This window comes from Pseudomonas sp. C9D1 (genome assembly GCF_056491235.1).
Genome location: NZ_JBSZIE010000002.1, coordinates 2,534,851 through 2,549,300, shown reverse-complemented (window position 1 = coordinate 2,549,300; position 14,450 = coordinate 2,534,851). Strand labels below are relative to the sequence as shown.

General features: G+C 62.4%; 14 protein-coding genes and 2 tRNA genes. 14 read left to right on the top strand and 2 right to left on the bottom strand.

Features of this window, described 5'->3' with window-relative positions; all coding sequences use genetic code 11:
• Positions 1–54 precede the first annotated feature (54 nt).
• The 14 genes from tpiA (at position 55) to ACXI0U_RS19985 (ending at position 12,517) form a co-directional block, all read left to right on the top strand.
• On the top strand, positions 55–810 hold the full coding sequence (tpiA, locus tag ACXI0U_RS20050) for a triose-phosphate isomerase (RefSeq protein ID WP_479550740.1): 756 nt from the start codon (positions 55–57) through the stop codon (positions 808–810).
• A 4-nt stretch (positions 811–814) separates the two neighbouring features.
• Positions 815–1,198 (top strand): preprotein translocase subunit SecG, encoded by a 384-nt coding sequence (gene secG / locus ACXI0U_RS20045; RefSeq protein WP_021222238.1) that lies wholly within the window; start codon positions 815–817, stop codon positions 1,196–1,198.
• 13 nt (positions 1,199–1,211) lie between these two features.
• Positions 1,212–1,297 (top strand) — tRNA-Leu (locus ACXI0U_RS20040).
• A gap of 100 nt (positions 1,298–1,397) precedes the next feature.
• Positions 1,398–1,474, top strand: a tRNA-Met gene (locus ACXI0U_RS20035).
• Between the two features lie 129 nt (positions 1,475–1,603).
• Complete coding sequence (rimP, locus tag ACXI0U_RS20030; RefSeq protein ID WP_021217901.1) at positions 1,604–2,062, top strand: ribosome maturation factor RimP; 459 nt, start codon at positions 1,604–1,606, stop codon at positions 2,060–2,062.
• 47 nt (positions 2,063–2,109) lie between these two features.
• A complete protein-coding gene (gene nusA, locus ACXI0U_RS20025; protein ID WP_021217900.1) occupies positions 2,110–3,591 on the top strand; it encodes a transcription termination factor NusA in 1,482 nt (493 codons plus the stop codon).
• Positions 3,592–3,618: 27 nt separating this feature from the next.
• Positions 3,619–6,144 carry a translation initiation factor IF-2 gene (infB, locus tag ACXI0U_RS20020; protein ID WP_479550739.1) on the top strand — a complete coding sequence of 842 codons (2,526 nt, stop codon included), beginning with the start codon at positions 3,619–3,621 and terminating at the stop codon, positions 6,142–6,144.
• Positions 6,145–6,252: 108 nt separating this feature from the next.
• Complete coding sequence (gene rbfA / locus ACXI0U_RS20015; RefSeq protein WP_031287192.1) at positions 6,253–6,642, top strand: 30S ribosome-binding factor RbfA; 390 nt, start codon at positions 6,253–6,255, stop codon at positions 6,640–6,642.
• A 2-nt stretch (positions 6,643–6,644) separates the two neighbouring features.
• Entirely contained in the window at positions 6,645–7,562 is a 918-nt protein-coding gene (gene truB, locus ACXI0U_RS20010; protein WP_021217897.1) for a tRNA pseudouridine(55) synthase TruB, read from the top strand.
• Between the two features lie 92 nt (positions 7,563–7,654).
• Entirely contained in the window at positions 7,655–7,924 is a 270-nt protein-coding gene (gene rpsO, locus ACXI0U_RS20005) for a 30S ribosomal protein S15 (RefSeq protein ID WP_021217896.1), read from the top strand.
• A gap of 163 nt (positions 7,925–8,087) precedes the next feature.
• Complete coding sequence (pnp, locus tag ACXI0U_RS20000; protein ID WP_021217895.1) at positions 8,088–10,196, top strand: polyribonucleotide nucleotidyltransferase; 2,109 nt, start codon at positions 8,088–8,090, stop codon at positions 10,194–10,196.
• Between the two features lie 97 nt (positions 10,197–10,293).
• Positions 10,294–11,706 (top strand): hypothetical protein, encoded by a 1,413-nt coding sequence (locus ACXI0U_RS19995; RefSeq protein WP_374978979.1) that lies wholly within the window; start codon positions 10,294–10,296, stop codon positions 11,704–11,706.
• 201 nt (positions 11,707–11,907) lie between these two features.
• The gene (locus tag ACXI0U_RS19990) at positions 11,908–12,261 is read left to right on the top strand and encodes a BON domain-containing protein (protein ID WP_021217893.1); all 354 of its coding nucleotides are present in this window, start codon (positions 11,908–11,910) and stop codon (positions 12,259–12,261) included.
• Between the two features lie 58 nt (positions 12,262–12,319).
• On the top strand, positions 12,320–12,517 hold the full coding sequence (locus tag ACXI0U_RS19985; RefSeq protein WP_021217892.1) for a CsbD family protein: 198 nt from the start codon (positions 12,320–12,322) through the stop codon (positions 12,515–12,517).
• A gap of 105 nt (positions 12,518–12,622) precedes the next feature.
• Here ACXI0U_RS19985 and ACXI0U_RS19980 read toward each other — a convergent pair whose 3' ends face one another.
• Entirely contained in the window at positions 12,623–14,077 is a 1,455-nt protein-coding gene (locus ACXI0U_RS19980) for a rhomboid family intramembrane serine protease (protein WP_479550738.1), read from the bottom strand.
• Between the two features lie 37 nt (positions 14,078–14,114).
• Entirely contained in the window at positions 14,115–14,411 is a 297-nt protein-coding gene (locus ACXI0U_RS19975; RefSeq protein WP_043245243.1) for a DUF2845 domain-containing protein, read from the bottom strand.
• Positions 14,412–14,450: the final 39 nt, after the last annotated feature.

Below are 14,450 nucleotides of genomic sequence, written 5' to 3'. Positions count from 1 at the left end.
ACTTCAAAAAACCTTGGGTAACATCTGCGCCCACTTTGATCGACGAGGTAAAGCATGCGTCGCCCCCTGGTAGCTGGTAACTGGAAAATGCACGGTACCCGCGCCAGCGTCGCAGAGCTGATCAAAGGGCTTCGTCAGTTGGCATTGAATGCTGGCGTCGAAGTCGCGGTATTCCCGCCCTGTCTGTACATCAATCAGGTGATGCAAGGCCTGGATGGCAAGTCGATTGCCGTCGGTGCGCAGAACTGTGCAGTCGAACCCGTTCAGGGTGCGCTCACGGGTGAGGTTGCTGCGAGTCAGCTGGCTGATGCCGGTTGCACCCTGGTTCTCGTTGGTCATTCCGAGCGCCGCCTTATTCTTGGTGAGTGTGACGAAGTGGTTAGTCGCAAGTTCGCTGCGGCTCAGTCTTGCGGTCTTGTTCCGGTGCTCTGCGTCGGTGAGACCCAGGAGCAGCGTGAAGCGGGCAAGACTCTTGAGGTTGTCGGGCGTCAGCTCGGTAGCGTGATCGAAGAGCTCGGCGTGGGAGCATTCGCGAAAGCGGTGATCGCATACGAGCCGGTCTGGGCTATCGGTACAGGGCTCACGGCAACTCCGCAGCAAGCGCAAGAAGTGCATGCTGCAATACGGGCGCAACTGGCGGCGGAAAATGCCGAGGTGGCGCGCGGTGTAAGGATTCTTTATGGCGGCAGCGTCAAGGCCGCCAGTGCGGCCGAGTTGTTCGGCATGCCGGATATCGACGGGGGGCTTGTTGGTGGCGCCTCCCTGAATGCGGATGAGTTCGGTGCGATCTGTCGCGCCGCAGGAAGCTGACGAGATGCTGGAAACTGTCGTTATCGTGGTTCACCTGCTCGGCGCCCTTGGTGTCGTTGCTCTGGTGCTGCTGCAGCAAGGTAAGGGTGCGGATGCTGGCGCCTCGTTCGGTGCTGGGGCTTCGGGTACCGTTTTCGGTAGTCAAGGTTCTGCTACCTTTCTGAGTCGAGTTACTGGTATACTCGCCGCGGTTTTTTTCATAACCAGCCTGGGCTTAGCGTTCTTCGCTAAAGAAAAGGCTGAAGCTCTGAGTCACGTAGGTCTGCCGGATCCGGCCGTTCTCGAGGTTCAGCAGCAAAAGCCGGCAGCTGACGATGTGCCGGTGCTCGAAGAGCAAAAGCCTGCTGAAAGCGCAGGTGATGTACCTCAGGCTCCAGAGCAGAAGTAAAAAGGCAAGTTTTGCCGAGGTGGTGGAATTGGTAGACACGCTACCTTGAGGTGGTAGTGGCCATAGGCTGTAGGGGTTCGAGTCCCCTCCTCGGTACCATACAATGCAAGAAAGCCCGCTGCATGCGGGCTTTTTTGCTGGCGGAGTGTTCGGTTGACCGTTAAGGCGCGTAGGCCGTATACTTCCGCCCCAGCTTTGACGCGGGGTGGAGCAGCTTGGTAGCTCGTCGGGCTCATAACCCGAAGGTCGTTGGTTCAAATCCAACCCCCGCAACCAGTAGTAGCGGAGCCCCTTTTTAGGGGCTTTTTGCTAGCTGGACAGTTAACCAACGGCTTTTGGCCGACTGGTTCGAATGGATGGGCGTTTCGCCCATTTTTTATTTGCACAGCATGCGAGGGCAATCAGGTGTCGAGCAAGCTAGAACAGTTGCAGGCCTTGCTGGCCCCGGTAGTCGAGGCCCTTGGCTATCAATGCTGGGGTGTCGAGTTCCTGTCCCAAGGGCGGCATTCGCTGCTGCGGGTATACATCGATCATGAGAACGGCATCCAGGTCGACGACTGCGAGAAAGTCAGTCGTCAGGTCAGTGGTGTTCTCGACGTGGAAGATCCCATCGCCAGTGAGTACACCCTCGAGGTGTCTTCGCCCGGCATGGATCGACCGCTGTTCACTCTTGAGCAGTTCGCGGCGCACGCTGGCGAATTGGTGAAGATCAAGTTGCGCTCTCCCTACGATGGGCGACGCAATTTCCAGGGGCTCCTCCGCGGGGTGGAGGAACAGGATGTGGTGGTTCTTGTTGAGGATCACGAGTACCTGCTGCCGATCGATCTGATCGACAAGGCCAACATCATTCCCCGTTTTGACTGAGACGCGGATCCCGCGGATCCAATGGATTGCGAAAGGCGAGGCGTACGATGAGCAAAGAAGTACTGCTGGTTGTTGAGTCGGTATCCAACGAAAAAGGCGTACCGGCTGGCGTGATCTTCGAAGCACTGGAGCTGGCACTGGCCACTGCTACCAAGAAACGCTTCGAAGAAGAAGTCGAGCTGCGTGTGGAGATCAATCGCCACACCGGTAGCTATGACACCTACCGTCGCTGGGCGGTCGTCGAAGAAGACGATCAGGTAAACCCAGCGGCCGAACTGACCGTTGAAGAAGCCCAGGAAAAACAACCGGGTGCCAAGGTCGGTGATTTCGTCGAAGAAAAGATCGAATCCATCGAGTTCGGCCGTATCGCTGCACAGACCGCCAAGCAGGTGATCGTGCAGAAGGTTCGCGAAGCCGAGCGTGCCCAAGTGGTCGAAGCCTATCGCGAGAAGCTGGGCGACATCATTTCCGGCACCGTGAAGAAGGTCACCCGCGACAACGTGATCGTCGACCTGGGTAACAACGCCGAGGCGTTGCTGGCCCGTGAAGACATCATCTCCCGTGAGACCTTCCGCGTAGGCGCTCGTGTTCGCGCGCTGCTGAAAGAGATCCGCACCGAGAACCGTGGCCCTCAGCTGATCCTGTCGCGCACTGCGCCGCAGATGCTGATCGAGCTGTTCCGCATCGAAGTGCCGGAAATCGCCGAAGAGCTGATCGAAGTGATGGCCGCCTCCCGTGACCCAGGTTCCCGCGCCAAGATCGCCGTTCGCTCCAAGGACAAACGTATCGACCCGCAAGGCGCCTGCATCGGCATGCGCGGTTCGCGCGTCCAGGCCGTCTCCGGCGAGCTGGGTGGCGAGCGTGTCGACATCGTCCTGTGGGATGACAACCCCGCTCAGTTCGTAATCAACGCCATGGCTCCGGCCGAAGTGGCCGCGATCATCGTCGACGAAGATGCCCATGCCATGGACATCGCCGTAGGCGAAGACAACCTTGCCCAGGCCATCGGCCGTGGCGGTCAGAACGTGCGCCTGGCGAGCCAGCTGACCGGCTGGACCCTGAACGTGATGACCGAGGCCGACATCCAGGCCAAGCAGCAGGCTGAGACCGGCGACATCATGCAGGCCTTCGTCGACGAGCTGGAAGTCGATGAAGAGCTGGCCCAGGTACTGGTCGAGGAAGGCTTCACCAGCCTCGAAGAGATCGCCTACGTACCGATGGAAGAGATGCTGAGCATCGACGGCTTCGACGAAGACATCGTCAACGAGCTGCGTGCCCGCGCCAAGGATCGCCTGTTGACCAAGGCTATCGCCACTGAAGAAAAACTGGCTGACGCTCAGCCGGCGGACGACCTGCTTGCTCTCGAAGGCATGGACAAAGAGCTGGCTGTTGAGCTGGCAGTACGTGGCGTAGTCAACCGCGAAGACCTGGCCGAGCAGTCTATCGACGACCTGCTCGACATCGACGGCATGGACGAAGAGCGTGCCGGCAAGCTGATCATGGCCGCCCGAGCCCATTGGTTCGAGTAAGCAGTCGCGGCCTGAGGAGAGAAGTGCATGACGCAAGTCACGGTGAAAGAACTGGCCCAAGTGGTCGACACACCGGTGGAACGCCTGCTGTTGCAGATGCGTGAGGCAGGGTTGCCGCACACCAGCGCCGAACAAGTTGTGACTGACAATGAGAAACAAGCGCTGCTGGCGCATCTCAAGGGCAGTCACGGCGAGCGGCTGGAAGAGCCCCGCAAGATCACCTTGCAGCGCAAGACCACCACTACGCTGAGAGTTGCCGGTAGCAAGACCATCAGTGTTGAAGTACGTAAGAAGAAGACTTACGTGAAGCGCAGCCCCGACGAGATCGAGGCCGAGAAGAAGCGCGAGCTCGAAGAGCAGCGCGCTGCCGAAGAAGCTGCACGCCTGAAGACCGAGGAAGAGGCCAAGCGCCGCTCCGAGGAAGAGGCCCGTCGCCAAGCCGACGCCCGTGCTCTCGAAGCCGCTCGCGGTGGTGAAACCGGTGCGCCTGTTGCCGCTGCTGTCGGCGAAGCTGCCGCACCGGCTGCCGCTGCGAACGCCGCCGCCGCTCCTGCTGGCGCCGACGATCGCAAGAAGGAAGAGCCGCGTCGCCCTGAAAAGGCCCGCGACGAAGACGAGCGCCGCGATCGCAAGCACACGCAGCACCGTCCTTCGGTCAAAGAGAAGGAAAAGGTTCCCGCCCCGCGCGTGGCACCTCGCAGCACCGACGAGGAAAGCGATGGCTACCGTCGTGGTGGTCGTGGCAAATCCAAGCTCAAGAAGCGCAACCAGCACGGGTTCCAGAGCCCGACAGGACCGATTGTGCGTGATGTGAATATCGGCGAGACCATCACCGTGGCCGAACTGGCTGCTCAGATGGCCGTCAAGGGCGCAGAGATCGTCAAGTTCATGTTCAAGATGGGCACCCCGGTGACCATCAACCAGGTACTGGACCAGGAAACTGGCCAGCTGATCGCGGAAGAGTTCGGCCACAAGGTCAAGCTCGTCAGCGAGAACGCGCTGGAAGAACAACTGGCCGAATCCCTGAAGTTCGAAGGTGAAGCCATTCACCGCGCGCCGGTCGTGACCGTCATGGGCCACGTCGACCACGGTAAAACCTCGCTGCTCGACTACATCCGTCGTGCCAAGGTGGCTGCTGGCGAAGCCGGCGGCATCACCCAGCACATCGGCGCCTACCACGTCGAAACCGACCGCGGCATGGTCACCTTCCTCGACACCCCCGGCCACGCTGCGTTCACCGCAATGCGTGCCCGTGGTGCCAAGGCGACCGACATCGTCATCCTCGTGGTGGCAGCGGACGACGGCGTGATGCCGCAGACCGAAGAAGCCGTACAGCACGCGAAAGCGGCTGGCGTGCCAATCGTGGTCGCGGTGAACAAGATCGACAAGCCCGAAGCTGACCTCGACCGCATCAAGAACGACCTCGCCGGTCGCGACGTGATCCCGGAAGAGTGGGGCGGCGACACCCAGTTCGTACCCGTCTCGGCGAAAGTCGGTACCGGTGTCGACGAACTGCTGGAAGCCGTACTGCTGCAGGCTGAAGTCCTGGAACTCAAAGCCACTCCGTCGGCCCCTGGCCGTGGTGTCGTGGTCGAGTCCCGCCTGGACAAGGGCCGTGGCCCGGTGGCTACCGTTCTGGTTCAGGACGGTACCCTGCGCCAGGGCGACATGGTTCTCTGCGGCGTCAACTTCGGTCGCGTCCGTGCCATGCTCGACGAGAACGGCAAGCCCATCAAGGAAGCCGGCCCCTCGATCCCGGTCGAGATCCTCGGCCTGGACGGCACCCCGGATGCGGGTGACGAGCTGACCGTGATCGGCGACGAGAAGAAGGCCCGTGAAGTGGCCCTGTTCCGTCAAGGCAAGTTCCGCGAGGTCAAGCTGGCCCGCGCGCATGCCGGCAAGCTGGAAAACATCTTCGAGAACATGGGCCAGGACGAGAAGAAGACGCTCAACATCGTCCTCAAGTCCGACGTTCGTGGTTCGCTGGAGGCCCTGCAGGGCGCGCTGGCGGATCTTGGCAACGACGAAGTCCAGGTGCGTGTGGTCGGTGGCGGCGTCGGTGGTATCACCGAGAGCGACGCCAACCTGGCGCTGGCCTCCAACGCCGTACTGTTCGGCTTCAACGTGCGTGCCGATGCGGGCGCCCGGAAGATCGTCGAGCAGGAAGGTCTGGACCTGCGCTACTACAACATCATCTACGACATCATCGAAGACGTTAAGAAAGCACTGTCCGGCATGCTCGGCAGCGACGTCCGGGAGAACATCCTGGGTATCGCCGAAGTGCGCGACGTGTTCCGCTCGCCGAAGTTCGGCGCGGTCGCAGGCTGCATGGTTACCGAGGGCATGGTCCACCGTAACCGTCCGATCCGCGTACTGCGTGACGACGTGGTGATCTTCGAAGGCGAACTGGAATCCCTGCGCCGCTTCAAGGACGACGTGTCCGAGGTGCGTGCCGGCATGGAGTGCGGTATCGGCGTGAAGAGCTACAACGACGTCAAGGTCGGCGACAAGATCGAAGTGTTCGAGAAGGTCCAAGTGGCTCGCAGCCTCTAAGCGCGAGCTGCAATACGCAACGCCCGGTCCAGCTTCCGCTCGGCCGGGCGTTTGCCGCTTTTGAACCCTGTGGTTTCTGGCCCCGGGGGAGAGTGCAGGTAGCAGGAAATGGCAAAAGAATACAGCCGTACCCAACGTATCGGGGATCAGATGCAGCGTGAGCTGGCCTCGCTGATCCAACGTGAAATCAAAGACCCGCGTCTTGGCCTGGTCACCATCACCGGCTGCGACGTGGCCCGTGACCTGTCCCACGCCAAGGTGTTCATCACCGTGATGGGTCAGGACGACAACCCCGAAGTCATCAAGCAGAACACCGCCATCCTCAACGATGCCGCCGGGTTCCTGCGCATGCAGCTGGGCCGCGCGATGAAGCTGCGCACCGTGCCGCAGTTGCACTTCAACTACGACGCCAGCATCCGTCGTGGTGTCGAGCTGTCGGCGCTGATCGAGCGCGCCGTGGCCGAGGATCGCAAGCACCAGGACGACGGCGAGGAATAACCGTGGCCCAGGTGAAACGCATCCGCCGCAACGTCAGCGGCATTCTGATCCTCGACAAGCCTCGCGGCATGAGCTCCAACCAGGCCCTGCAGAAGGTGCGCTGGTTGCTCAACGCCGAGAAGGCCGGCCACACCGGCAGCCTCGATCCCCTGGCCACCGGCGTGCTGCCGCTGTGCTTCGGCGAGGCGACCAAGTTCTCCCAGTACCTGCTGGATGCCGACAAGGGCTATGAGACCCTGGCGCAGCTGGGCGTCACCACCACCACGGGCGATGCGGAGGGCGAGATTCTCGAGCGCCGTGAAGTGACCGTCGGTCGTGCCGATATCGAAGCGCGTCTCGACGACTTCCGTGGCGAAATCAAGCAGATACCGCCCATGTACTCGGCCCTGAAGAAAGACGGGCAGCCGCTGTACAAGCTGGCGCGTGCGGGCGAGGTAGTGGAGCGCGAAGCGCGTTCTGTTACTATTGCGCGCCTGGAATTGCTGGCCTTCGAGTCCGCCCAGGCGAGGCTCGCCGTGGCCTGCAGCAAAGGCACCTACATTCGCACGCTGGTCGAAGACCTCGGGCAGGTGCTGGGTTGCGGGGCTCACGTGGCGGAACTGCGCCGCACTCAGGCAGGCCCCTTCGTCCTGGCCCAGGCGATCACCCTGGAAGCGCTGGAAAAGGCCCATGCCGAAGGTGGCAACGAGGCGCTGGACCAGTTTCTGTTGCCGGAAGACAGCGGCCTGGAACATTGGCCCCTGATCCAGTTGAGCGAACACAGTGCCTACTACTGGTTGCATGGCCAACCGGTAAGGGCTCCCGAAGCGCCGAAGTTCGGCATGCTGCGGGTGCAGGATCACAACGGTCGCTTCATCGGTATCGGTGAAGTGAGCGATGACGGGCGCGTAGCGCCGCGTCGACTGATTCGGTCGGAATGACCGATTCGAGGGTGGCTGTTAATAGGCACGGTCACTCCTCCTTTTAAAACACGGGACAGGTTCCCGGCCTATTACCTCAGAGGAAGCCCATCATGGCACTGAGCGTTACTGAGAAAGCCCAGATCGTTAACGAGTACAAGCAAGCTGAAGGCGACACCGGTTCTCCGGAAGTGCAAGTTGCACTGCTGACCGCCAACATCAACAAGCTGCAGGATCACTTCAAGGCCAACGGCAAAGACCACCACTCCCGTCGTGGTCTGATCCGCATGGTCAACCAGCGCCGCAAGCTGCTGGACTACCTGAAGGGTAAGGACACCACTCGTTACAGCACCCTGATCGGTCGTCTGGGTCTGCGTCGCTAAGACGCACTCAAGCTGGAAGCTGGAAGTCGGGGGTTGGCAGCAAGGCATCGTTCTTGCTCCAGCCTCGGGCTTCCAGCTTCAGGCTTTTTGAGGAAGACGACGGGCCGATTCCCGTGCCTTCCGCAGATTTCCCCCAAAGGCAACTACAGAAGGTAAAGACACCGTGAACCCGGTAATCAAGAAATTCCAGTTCGGTCAGTCGACCGTAACCCTCGAGACTGGCCGTATCGCCCGTCAAGCTTCCGGTGCCGTTCTGGTCACCATGGACCAAGACGTCACCGTACTGGTGACCGTGGTCGGCGCCAAGCAAGCCGACCCGGGCAAGGGCTTCTTCCCGCTGTCCGTCCACTACCAGGAAAAAACCTACGCAGCCGGCCGCATCCCCGGTGGTTTCTTCAAGCGTGAAGGCCGTCCTTCCGAGAAAGAGACCCTGACCTCGCGCCTGATCGACCGTCCGATCCGCCCGCTGTTCCCGGAAGGTTTCCTCAACGAAGTGCAGGTCATCTGCACCGTGGTCTCCACCAACAAGAAGACCGATCCGGACGTCGCCGCGATGATCGGTACTTCCGCTGCCCTGGCCATCTCCGGCATTCCCTTCGCCGGCCCGATCGGTGCCGCTCGCGTGGCCTACCACGAGAGCACCGGCTACCTGCTGAACCCGAACTACGAGCAGCTCAAGGCTTCCAGCCTGGACATGGTCGTTGCCGGTACCCAGGACGCCGTGCTGATGGTTGAGTCCGAAGCCCAGGAACTGACCGAAGACCAGATGCTCGGTGGCGTGCTGTTCGCCCACCAGGAATTCCAGGCCGTGATCAACGCCGTCAAGGAATTCGCTGCCGAAGCCGGCAAGCCGACCTGGAACTGGACCGCTCCGGTCGAGAACACCGCTCTGCTCGGCGCGATCAAGGCCGAGTTCGGCGAGGCCATCTCCCAGGCCTACACCATCACCATCAAGCAAGACCGCTACAACCGCCTCGGCGAGCTGCGTGACCAGGTCGTCGCCCGCTTCGCTGGCGAAGAAGCCGGTCAATTCCCGGCCGGTGAAGTCAAGGACGCCTTCGGCCTCCTGGAATACCGCACCGTGCGCGAGAACATCGTCAACGGCAAACCGCGTATCGACGGCCGCGACACCCGCACCGTACGTCCGCTGAAGATCGAAGTCGGCGTGCTCGACAAGACCCACGGTTCCGCCCTGTTCACCCGTGGCGAAACCCAGGCTCTGGTCGTTGCCACCCTCGGTACCGCCCGTGATGCCCAGCTGCTGGACACCCTGGAAGGCGAGCGCAAAGACGGCTTCATGCTGCACTACAACTTCCCGCCCTTCTCGGTGGGCGAGTGCGGCCGTATGGGCAGCGCCGGCCGTCGCGAGATCGGTCACGGTCGCCTGGCCCGTCGTGGCGTTTCCGCCATGCTGCCGAAGAGCGATGAGTTCCCCTACACCATCCGTGTAGTCTCGGAAATCACCGAGTCCAACGGCTCCAGCTCCATGGCTTCCGTCTGCGGCGCCTCCCTGGCCCTGATGGACGCTGGCGTGCCGATGAAGGCACCGGTCGCTGGTATCGCCATGGGCCTGGTCAAGGAAGGTGACAAGTTCGCCGTTCTGACCGACATCCTCGGTGACGAAGACCACCTGGGCGACATGGACTTCAAGGTAGCCGGTACCGCCAAAGGCGTAACCGCGCTGCAGATGGACATCAAGATCAACGGCATCACCGAAGAGATCATGGAGATCGCCCTGGAGCAGGCACTTGAAGCACGCCTGAACATCCTCGGTCAGATGAACCAGATCATCGGTCAGTCCCGTACCGAGCTGTCGGCCAACGCTCCGACCATGATCGCGATGAAGATCGACACCGACAAGATCCGTGACGTCATCGGCAAGGGCGGCGCCACCATCCGCTCCATCTGCGAAGAGACCAAGGCTTCCATCGACATCGAAGACGATGGCAGCGTGAAGATCTTCGGCGAAACCAAGGAAGCTGCCGAGGCTGCGCGTCAGCGCGTACTGGGTATCACCGCGGAAGCCGAAATCGGCAAGGTCTACGTTGGCAAGGTCGAGCGCATCGTCGACTTCGGCGCCTTCGTCAACATCCTCCCGGGCAAAGACGGCCTGGTGCACATCTCGCAGATCAGCGACAAGCGCATCGACAAGGTCACCGACGTCCTGCAGGAAGGCCAGGAAGTGAAGGTACTGGTGCTGGACGTGGACAACCGCGGCCGCATCAAGCTGTCCATGAAAGACGTGGACGCAGCTGAGGCTTCGGGCGTTTGATCCCCGGCTAAGGCAAATGAGAGAGGGCCCCTTGCGGGCCCTCTTTTTTTTCCCGGAAAATGGCGCGCCGCCAGAATCAGCCCAAGGAAACCGGGTCATGGACAAGACCTACTGCAAGTACCACCAGAGCCAACCCGCCACCTGGCATTGCCCGCCTTGCGAGCGCCATTTCGGCGACTGCTGCATTCCGCTCAACGCCGACGAGCCCAACGAGTCGCCCACCTGCCCGTTGTGCCGGGCGCCGCTGCACTTTCTCGGCGCGGCCAATACGGCGCAGCCCTTCTGGGAGCGCATCCCCCAGTTCTTCCTCTTTGGCCTGCAGACCGGCCCCCTGGCCTTCGCCGGGCTCTTGGCCCTGGCCAGCCTGTTCATGCCGCGTTCGCTGATCCTCTGGATCGTCCTGTTCAGCGTCGCCACCAAGTACTTCCACAGCGTCATCGAGGCGGCCAGCGAAGGCGGGCGCGAGGCTCCCGGCCTGGCCACGGCCTTCGTTGGCGAGGGCTTCTCGCTGTTCATCAAGCAACTGGTGGTGTTCCTCGTCGCCTTCGGCGTGCTCTGGCTCGTCGCCGACTTCCAAAGCGAGGCACTGTTCTGGGCGGTGAACATCGGCCTGATGCTGCTGATGCCGGCGAGCATCATCCGCCTGGCCCTGAACAAGGAGCTGGGGGCGGCGCTGAGCCCCGAGCAACTGGGGGAGGTGATCAAGGCCATGGGCTGGCGCTACCTCATCCTCTGCATCTTCCTTTTCGCCCTCTGGCAGTCGCCGGACTACGTCACCTACCTGCTCTCCCACGGCCTGCCGCGCGTGGTGCTGCTGCCCATCGCCGCCTTCCTGTTCGGTTATTTCGGCGTGGTGATGTGCGCCATGATGGGCTACGCCGTCTTCCAGTATCAGGGTGCCCTGGGCTTCGCCATCGCCGAGGAGGGCGCCCAGGAAGGCCTTCCCGCTGCCGAGTGGCGCCGTCGTCGTGCCCTGGCCGAGGCCGAGGTGCGTATCAAGGAAGGCCAGAGCGGCACGGCCCTGGAAACCCTGACCCAGGCCCTGCAGCGCGACCCTGATGACCTCAAGCTCAATGAGCGTTTCCACCAGTTGCTGTTCGGCCTCAATGAGCGCTCGCGCTGCCTGCGCCATCTCGAACACTACCTGCCCCTGGCCGCGCGCCTGAATGCGCCGCTGGGGGCCACGGCGCTGCTCAACGCCCGGCAGTTGCAGGCGGACTACCTGCCGAGCGATGCCCAGGTCTGCGAACGCATCGCGGCCGCGCTGATCGACCGGCACAAGGTGCGCGAGGGCCTCAGCCTGCTACGCAACCTGCACCAGCGCTTCCCCGACTATCCCTTCATCCCGCGCGCCTACCTGCTGGCCGCGCGCGGCTTCGCCGAGGGCCTGGGGCAGGTCGAGCCTGCGCGCAAGTTGCTGGGCTATATCCGCGCGCGCTACCCGGCTTCCCCCCTGCTCGAGGATGTGAGGGCTTTGGAAGCGACCCTCGAACGGCTGGCGACGCCCTGACGGCCTCAATCGTGCAAAGTGCACGTGCCGCTTGGCTGGAAATTGCAATCTGCAAGCAGGCAAGCGGTACGATTTAATTGTAAGTAACTGATTTTATTGAGTTTAATTTTCCTTCAAAGCTTGGCACAGGCCTTGCGATATCTACAGTGACTGCAGATAGGACAACGCTGCAGATTATCTAAGAGCACAGGAGAACAACTCATGAAACAGTCTTTCAACAAGTGGACCCTTGCCGCTGTAGCTGCCACCGCCCTGAGCCTGCCCCTGGCCGGCACCGCCTTCGCGGCGCAACCGACCATGCTGGCTGCCAGCGAAACCGTGAACAAGGCTGAAGAGGCCGTTTCCGATACCTGGATCACCAGCAAAGTGAAATCCAGCTTCCTGGCCGACAAGAATCTCAGCGCCCTGGACATCAAGGTCGAAACCAACAAGGGCGTCGTCTCGCTCTCCGGTGTCGTCGCCAGTGATGCCGAGCGTGACCTGGCAGTGACCACCGCCAAATCCATCAAGGGTGTTACCGCGGTATCGGCCGACGGCCTGAAATCCGCCGAGTAACCCTCGCAGCCGGCCGCCCGTACCCGGGCGGCCCGGCGTACCACCTAAGGAGAACGCCATGAATTCCGACATCATCAAAGGCAAATGGAAACAGCTCAGCGGCCGACTCAAGGAGCGCTGGGGCAATCTGACCGACGACGATATCGACGTGGCCGAGGGTCACAGCGAATACCTGGTCGGCAAGTTGCAGGAGCGCTATGGCTGGACCAAGGAAAAGGCCCAGGACGAGCTGCGCGATTTCAGCAGCAAGCTCTGATCCACAGGATTCACGAAAAACCCCGGGCCGCCACCCGGGGTTTTTCGTTGTGGGTGTTCTGCAGGGGCGCTGCCGTACAGGTTCACCGGCAGAAACCCGGGCGGATCAGCGCGCCAGGTGCTGCTGGTACAGCCCCAACTGGTGGGTTTGCTCGGCGTCGGGAAACGCCTTGCGCAGGTAGGCGCCCAGTTCGGCGACACCGCGCAGGTCCTGACGTTGGCCCAGTTGCTTGGCGAGCATCAGGGTGAGGCCGGGCAACTGAGCCGGCGGCGTGGCCGCACGGCCGAGCACGCGCCATGGTGCCAGAGCCCTCGGGCCTTCGCCGATCTTCAGCAGGCCCTGCAGCAGGTGCAGTTGGATGGCCGGGTGCTGCAGGAGGCGGTACTGGGCATCGCCGGCGTCATCGGCCAGGCGGCACAGCAGGGTGCGGGCGAGCTTTGGGTCGGGCAGGGCGAAAAGCTGCTTGAGCACCGCGCTCATCAGCGGCGCGTCGTTGCGGGTCCTGGCAACCGGGTACAGGCGTTCGAGCAGTTCCAGCCGCCCCGGGTAGCGGGTGAGCAGGTCCTGCCCACGGGCAGGGACCTGGTCCAGGGCGAAGCGGCCGATGAGCTGGTCCAGTGCTGCCAGTTCGCGCTTGAAGGGCGCGTCCGGGTCTTCCTTGGCCAGGTATTGCTCATCCACCTTCAACCCGCCCAGACGACGAGGCAGCCAGGTGCCGATGAAGCCGAAGCCCAGGCCGCCGAGGTGCGCGTAGTAGTTGACGTGGTCATTGGCCAGAAACAGGCCGTAGAGCTCCTTGCCCATCCAGATCGGCAGGATCCACAGCGCCGGCGCCTTGAAGTAGCCGATCAGCGGGCCGAGCCAGTAGAAGAAGTTGATCCGCCGCAGCCCGTAGACGCCGATGTACATGCCCATCAGGCCCGCCACTGCGCCCGATGCGCCGATGCCGGGTACCCAGCCCGGGTCCAGCGCCCACCAGAGCAGGTGGGAGGCCAGGCCGCTGGCGATGTACAGCGCCAGGTAGGCGCCGCGCCCGAGCGCGCGCTCCAGGGCGAAGCCGCAGATGAACAGGAAGATCATGTTGCCTAGCAGGTGATCGAAGCTGCCGTGGAGGAACATCGCCCCGAACAGGCCTTCGACGGTAAAGCGCTTGGGCACGAAGCCGAAGCGGTAGCTGCTGATCTGGTCGCGGGCCGCCTCGGCCGGGGCGCGCGCCTTTTGCCAATCGGGGTCGGCCTGATAGGCAGGGGAGCGGTGCAGCTGGTCTTCGAATTCGAGGTCACGCAGCACGTAGCCAGCCAGGTCCTGGCGGCGCGCGGCGTCGATGCCGCGGCGCTCGTCGGCGTCCAGTTCGTGGCGCTGGGCCAGGCTGTCGATGAACAGCGCCCGCTCACGATTGAGCAGGCCGCCATCGAGGTAGAGATGCACGGCGGCGTCCGTGCGCGCTTCGTCACCGCCCTGGTAGGCGAGGTAGATCAGCGTGTTGAGGATCACCAGCAACAGGGTGACGACGGGCGGACGTTTCCAGTCCAGCGGGTGTTCGGCGGGGAGGATGATCAAGCGGGACGTCCTTGTCGCGGATCGGATTCAGGGTGGGTCAGTTGCGTTTGCTTTCAACCGACGTCAGGCGGCCACCGGTGAAGTCCAAGTAGTAGTACATGCCGTTGACCGGCCCGTAGACCCATTCCTCCACCTGCATCTCCTGGCGGCCACTGCGGGTTTCGGAGTAGCCGATTAGGTTGCGGCTGACCGGGTCGCCGCATTTGCGCTGCACTTCGACGGCGCGGTCGCCCTCGCTGACCAGCGCACTGCCGCAGCGGAAGGTGGCAGCGGAGGCTTCATGGGCCAGCAGCAGGGCCGGCAGCGCGAGCAGGGAAAGCAGCAGTCTTTTCATGGGTGGGCGTCCTGTCCGGGAAAAATGGGTGGCAGAGCC